The 3,773-nt window shown below is 40.2% G+C and carries 5 protein-coding genes; all 5 read right to left on the reverse strand.

What is annotated here, in order from left to right; genetic code table 11:
* Window positions 1-248: 248 nt before the first annotated feature.
* Window positions 249-1,325, reverse strand: coding sequence for a 23S rRNA pseudouridine(2604) synthase RluF (gene rluF / locus A1QC_RS09475; RefSeq protein WP_017024720.1), 1,077 nt, complete (start codon window positions 1,323-1,325; stop codon window positions 249-251).
* Window positions 1,326-1,713: 388 nt separating this feature from the next.
* On the reverse strand, window positions 1,714-2,016 hold the full coding sequence (locus A1QC_RS09480) for a type II toxin-antitoxin system RelE/ParE family toxin (RefSeq protein ID WP_017024721.1): 303 nt from the start codon (window positions 2,014-2,016) through the stop codon (window positions 1,714-1,716).
* Complete coding sequence (locus A1QC_RS09485) at window positions 2,004-2,261, reverse strand: type II toxin-antitoxin system Phd/YefM family antitoxin (protein ID WP_017024722.1); 258 nt, start codon at window positions 2,259-2,261, stop codon at window positions 2,004-2,006. The genes A1QC_RS09480 and A1QC_RS09485 overlap by 13 nt, the downstream gene beginning before the upstream one ends.
* A gap of 716 nt (window positions 2,262-2,977) precedes the next feature.
* Window positions 2,978-3,556 carry a DNA endonuclease SmrA gene (gene smrA / locus A1QC_RS09490; RefSeq protein WP_017024723.1) on the reverse strand — a complete coding sequence of 193 codons (579 nt, stop codon included), beginning with the start codon at window positions 3,554-3,556 and terminating at the stop codon, window positions 2,978-2,980.
* A gap of 32 nt (window positions 3,557-3,588) precedes the next feature.
* Window positions 3,589-3,773, reverse strand: a 185-nt coding sequence (locus A1QC_RS15650; RefSeq protein ID WP_206743535.1) for a hypothetical protein, incomplete at its 5' end; no start/stop codon positions are given.

The raw sequence follows: 3,773 nt of genomic DNA on the forward strand, positions 1-3,773 counted from the left end.
CTACCAATTCCACCACCAGGGCACAAGCAATCTAAATTGCAAGGCACCTAACTGAACAGTTAGAACACCATCGCCTCCGTTTGGAGACGAGGTACACTTTATAGGATTGAGCGAGCAGGTAAACTCTTTTTTTTAAAAAATGAATCAACCGGCTGAATTTTAAGCTTGTTTAGTATAATAAGTGTTATTTTAAACATGTTCGATAGAATGACGCATCGAACAGCTTAGTTTCTCAATCCGTTTCTAGGTTATGCTTTGCCTTTTGGCGTCCATTTTTTAATGGTGCTACTGTTTGAATTACCAAATTTAGAGCCTTTAGCAGTCGAATTTCCTTGCGAAGAGACTTTCGGCTTATCTTGGTTGCGAGCGCGGTTACCACCGGTGCTTTCATTTGATTTGCTCTTGTCATCACGGCTGCCACGCGCTTTACGTTCAAACTCACCTTTACCACGGTAAGTTTTAAATTGAGGCTGCTGTTCTTGACGCTGAAGGGCTAACTCTCGTTCTTTCTCTGCTTTTGCTTGTATACGCGCATCATGCAGTTTGGCATCGGTAGCTTTTTCTATGGTTTTTCCTTCGGCATCCATTTTAGAGGCTTCTTCCGTTCCTACAGAGCCTTCAATCATATCGTGAATTTCCGTGACTTCTGTGTCGGTCAAATAGCGCCATTTGCCATTTGGTAAACCGTCGATTGAAATATTCATAATGCGAACACGGCGCAGTTTATAAACATCATAGCCAAGAGCTTCACACATACGACGAATTTGGCGATTTAAACCTTGAGTTAATACGATTCGGAAGGAAAAATCGGTCTCTTTAGTGACTTTACAAGGCAGGGTTGTGGTATCCAAAATATCCACACCAGCGCCCATTTTAGCAATAAATTCTTCAGTGATGAACTTATCAACACGCACAACGTATTCTTTTTCGTGGGCATTACCAGCACGTAAAATCTTATTTACGATATCGCCATCATTGGTCATAAAGATCAAACCATCAGAAGGTTTATCTAAGCGTCCAATTGGAAAAATGCGTTTATGGTGACCAATAAAATCGACAATATTACCTTCAACATGACGTTCGGTAGTACAAGTGATCCCGGTTGGCTTGTTCAGCGCAATATAGATAGGCTTTTCTTTATCACGAATTGGTTTGTGATCCACCAATACTTCATCACCAGGCATTACTTTAGTGCCCATTTCAGGTATTTGACCATTAATCGTCACACGACCTTCATCGATCAGCTTGTCAGCGGCGCGACGTGAACAAAAACCAGAATCACTGATGAATTTATTTAAACGAATGGCAGAGGTATTGGTAGTCATATTGATCTCTCTTTGACGTTTCACAACGGAACTCTCAAGGGGAATATATTAAGAAATATAGCTTGAAAAAATAAGGAAGCAGAGTTTAACAGATTGGTTTAAAAAGAGACAGATTAATAGATGCAGGGAAGTTATGTCTTACTGGCTAGTTTGGACGTGTGGATATTGGAATTTATAATTGGACAATTTTTAGCTACCGATTCGATTTTACTCATTTAATAAATTACGGATTAGTTGATGTATGGGAAAGTAACGCAGCGTTAAGGTGTGAGCAATGCAATACTGATGCTTTCGCAGACCACCTTAAACACTAAACGCAACGCATAGTGAAAATACCACGTGTTGCGAATCACTCTTAAACAGTTTGTAAGTCGCTCACTCCCAAAGGTTATTGTTTACTCAACAGGAACTTACGTAAATCTCTCTCAGCACGCATAACAAACAGAATAAACACTTTGTCACCGTCTTGTTTATAGAAAACACGACATGGATTAATGACAACTTCACGATAACTTAAATGTTCTAGTTCGGGTGGAATACGACCTGATTCTGGGAAAGTTTGTAGGCGTTCGACTTTGGAGAAGATCGTTTGTACTAACTGCTTTGCAGCTACGATATTTTCAAGTGCGATGTATTCAGCGATATCGTTGAGGTCAGATAACGCTGGCTCAGTCCAGATTATTTCAACCATTTTGACATTTTGTCCTTGGCTTCATCATGACTTACTACTTTACCGTCAGCTAGTGCGCGTTCACCTCGTGCAATACCCTCAAGAATAGACAAACGATTTTGCATAAACTCGTAATCATCAACATCAACTAGATACGCGGATGGCTTACCATGCTCGGTAATTAACACTGGTTCTTTGGTGTCGTGGAGATCGGCGAGGATCTTAGTTGCTTGACGTTTAAGTGATGTAACTAGTTCTACTTTCATGAGAGCTGCTCCAAAGGAATACTAAAGTGATACTATTCTATCACTTTGAGTATAGCAAGCTCCATGACGGCTAACAGTGTATTAGCAAGAAACTCGGATAAACCTGAATGGATTTTATACACGATCGCTACTAATCAATTCATTTATTGCCATAAGATACGCTAAGAATGGTTTTTTAAAAGTATTTAGCCGATTTTATGCGATGGAGAAAGCGAGAATTCGGTTTAGCGAGCCAGTTGTGACAGAGATGAGCTTTCAATATTTATATGCCATTGTTAATTAACAATATCTTATAATGAAACCTGATAAATCACATTTAAGCATAAGTTCTCGCTTTCACGCAGTGTTATTGGTATGACAGATCCCGGATAACTCGTCCCTCTTTTCCGGGATGACGAAATTGAGGGTAATTAAAGCTTTAGTTCATTAGATGTTTTTGGATCAAAGAGAAGGAGCCTTTGCGTTGATGGGGTAAATTAATCAGCTAAAATTACAGCGATCATCATCCCGACCTGTTTTGGCTGTTGAAAAAAGGTTGGTCGCCGAAGGCTGTGTGGAGATTTCCTCACAAATCCAATATTCAAATAAACCACACAAACAAATAGAGTTAGGTTTCGCTTTCAAGTAAGTTTCATTGGTGTGATAGATTCCGGATAACTCGTACCTCGTTTCTGGAATGACGAGCTGAGAGTCACTAAAACCCTATATCATTCCGCTTAGCTCATCCGTTTTTGATGGCGTTCCCGGTTATCGAGCTTCATTTCAGGACTTTTCTTAATTAAGACATACACCGCACCTGAACCCCCATGAAAAGGTTGTGCGCTATGAAAGCACATCACATCGGTGATTTGTTCCAACCAGGTGGCAATATAGCTTTTCATTAAGGCTGGTGGGTTAGAACGCTCACCCTTGCCGTGTACAATTAGCACACTTCGAGTATCTAAGCGTTGAGCTTGGCGTAGAAATGACACCACATCTTCGCGCGCTTGTTTCAGTGTACGACGATGCAGATCTAATTTGGCCGTAATAGGGTACTTACCTAAACGTAATTTTCGGAACACACCATCTTGTACCCCATCTTTTTTGTATTCCAGAATATCGTTAGGCTTTAGCATAGGGGCGTTATCTAAAGATAAGTATTCTTCATTTTCATCGGCAAGCGATACCGCTGCTTGGCGCCTTGCAAGATGGGCTTCGGTAAGGACGCGGTCTTTTAACTTTATCGCTGTATCTTGCTCAATTGGTTTTACATCACCCATCATTTGTTGGAATAACTCTAAGTCATCATCTTGCATAAGACTGTCCTCAAGGTAGGGTAATAGGCAAATTATAGCGATTTGGCTATGGATGTGAACTTTCCTTGATTACTATTTAATCGTTTGAAAGTTATTTTTAAAATTAATGATTTTTTTCGCCCAAAGCCCTTGCGTCTGCTAAATAAATCCGTAATATACGCAGCTCGTTCAGAAACATAATGTTGATTGAATCTCGGTGAATAGCGCAGCTTAGTAG

The organism is Vibrio rumoiensis 1S-45 (assembly GCF_000286955.2).
GTDB classification, from domain to species: domain Bacteria; phylum Pseudomonadota; class Gammaproteobacteria; order Enterobacterales; family Vibrionaceae; genus Vibrio; species Vibrio rumoiensis_A.

Excerpts from the sequence above, each read along its gene's own strand:
- A1QC_RS09480 (WP_017024721.1), bottom strand. The coding sequence starts at position 2,016 with ATGGTTGAAATAATCTGGACTGAGCCAGCGTTATCTGACCTCAACGAT.
- A1QC_RS09485 (WP_017024722.1), bottom strand. The coding sequence starts at position 2,261 with ATGAAAGTAGAACTAGTTACATCACTTAAACGTCAAGCAACTAAGATC.
- rluF (WP_017024720.1), bottom strand. The coding sequence starts at position 1,325 with ATGACTACCAATACCTCTGCCATTCGTTTAAATAAATTCATCAGTGAT.
- smrA (WP_017024723.1), bottom strand. The coding sequence starts at position 3,556 with ATGCAAGATGATGACTTAGAGTTATTCCAACAAATGATGGGTGATGTA.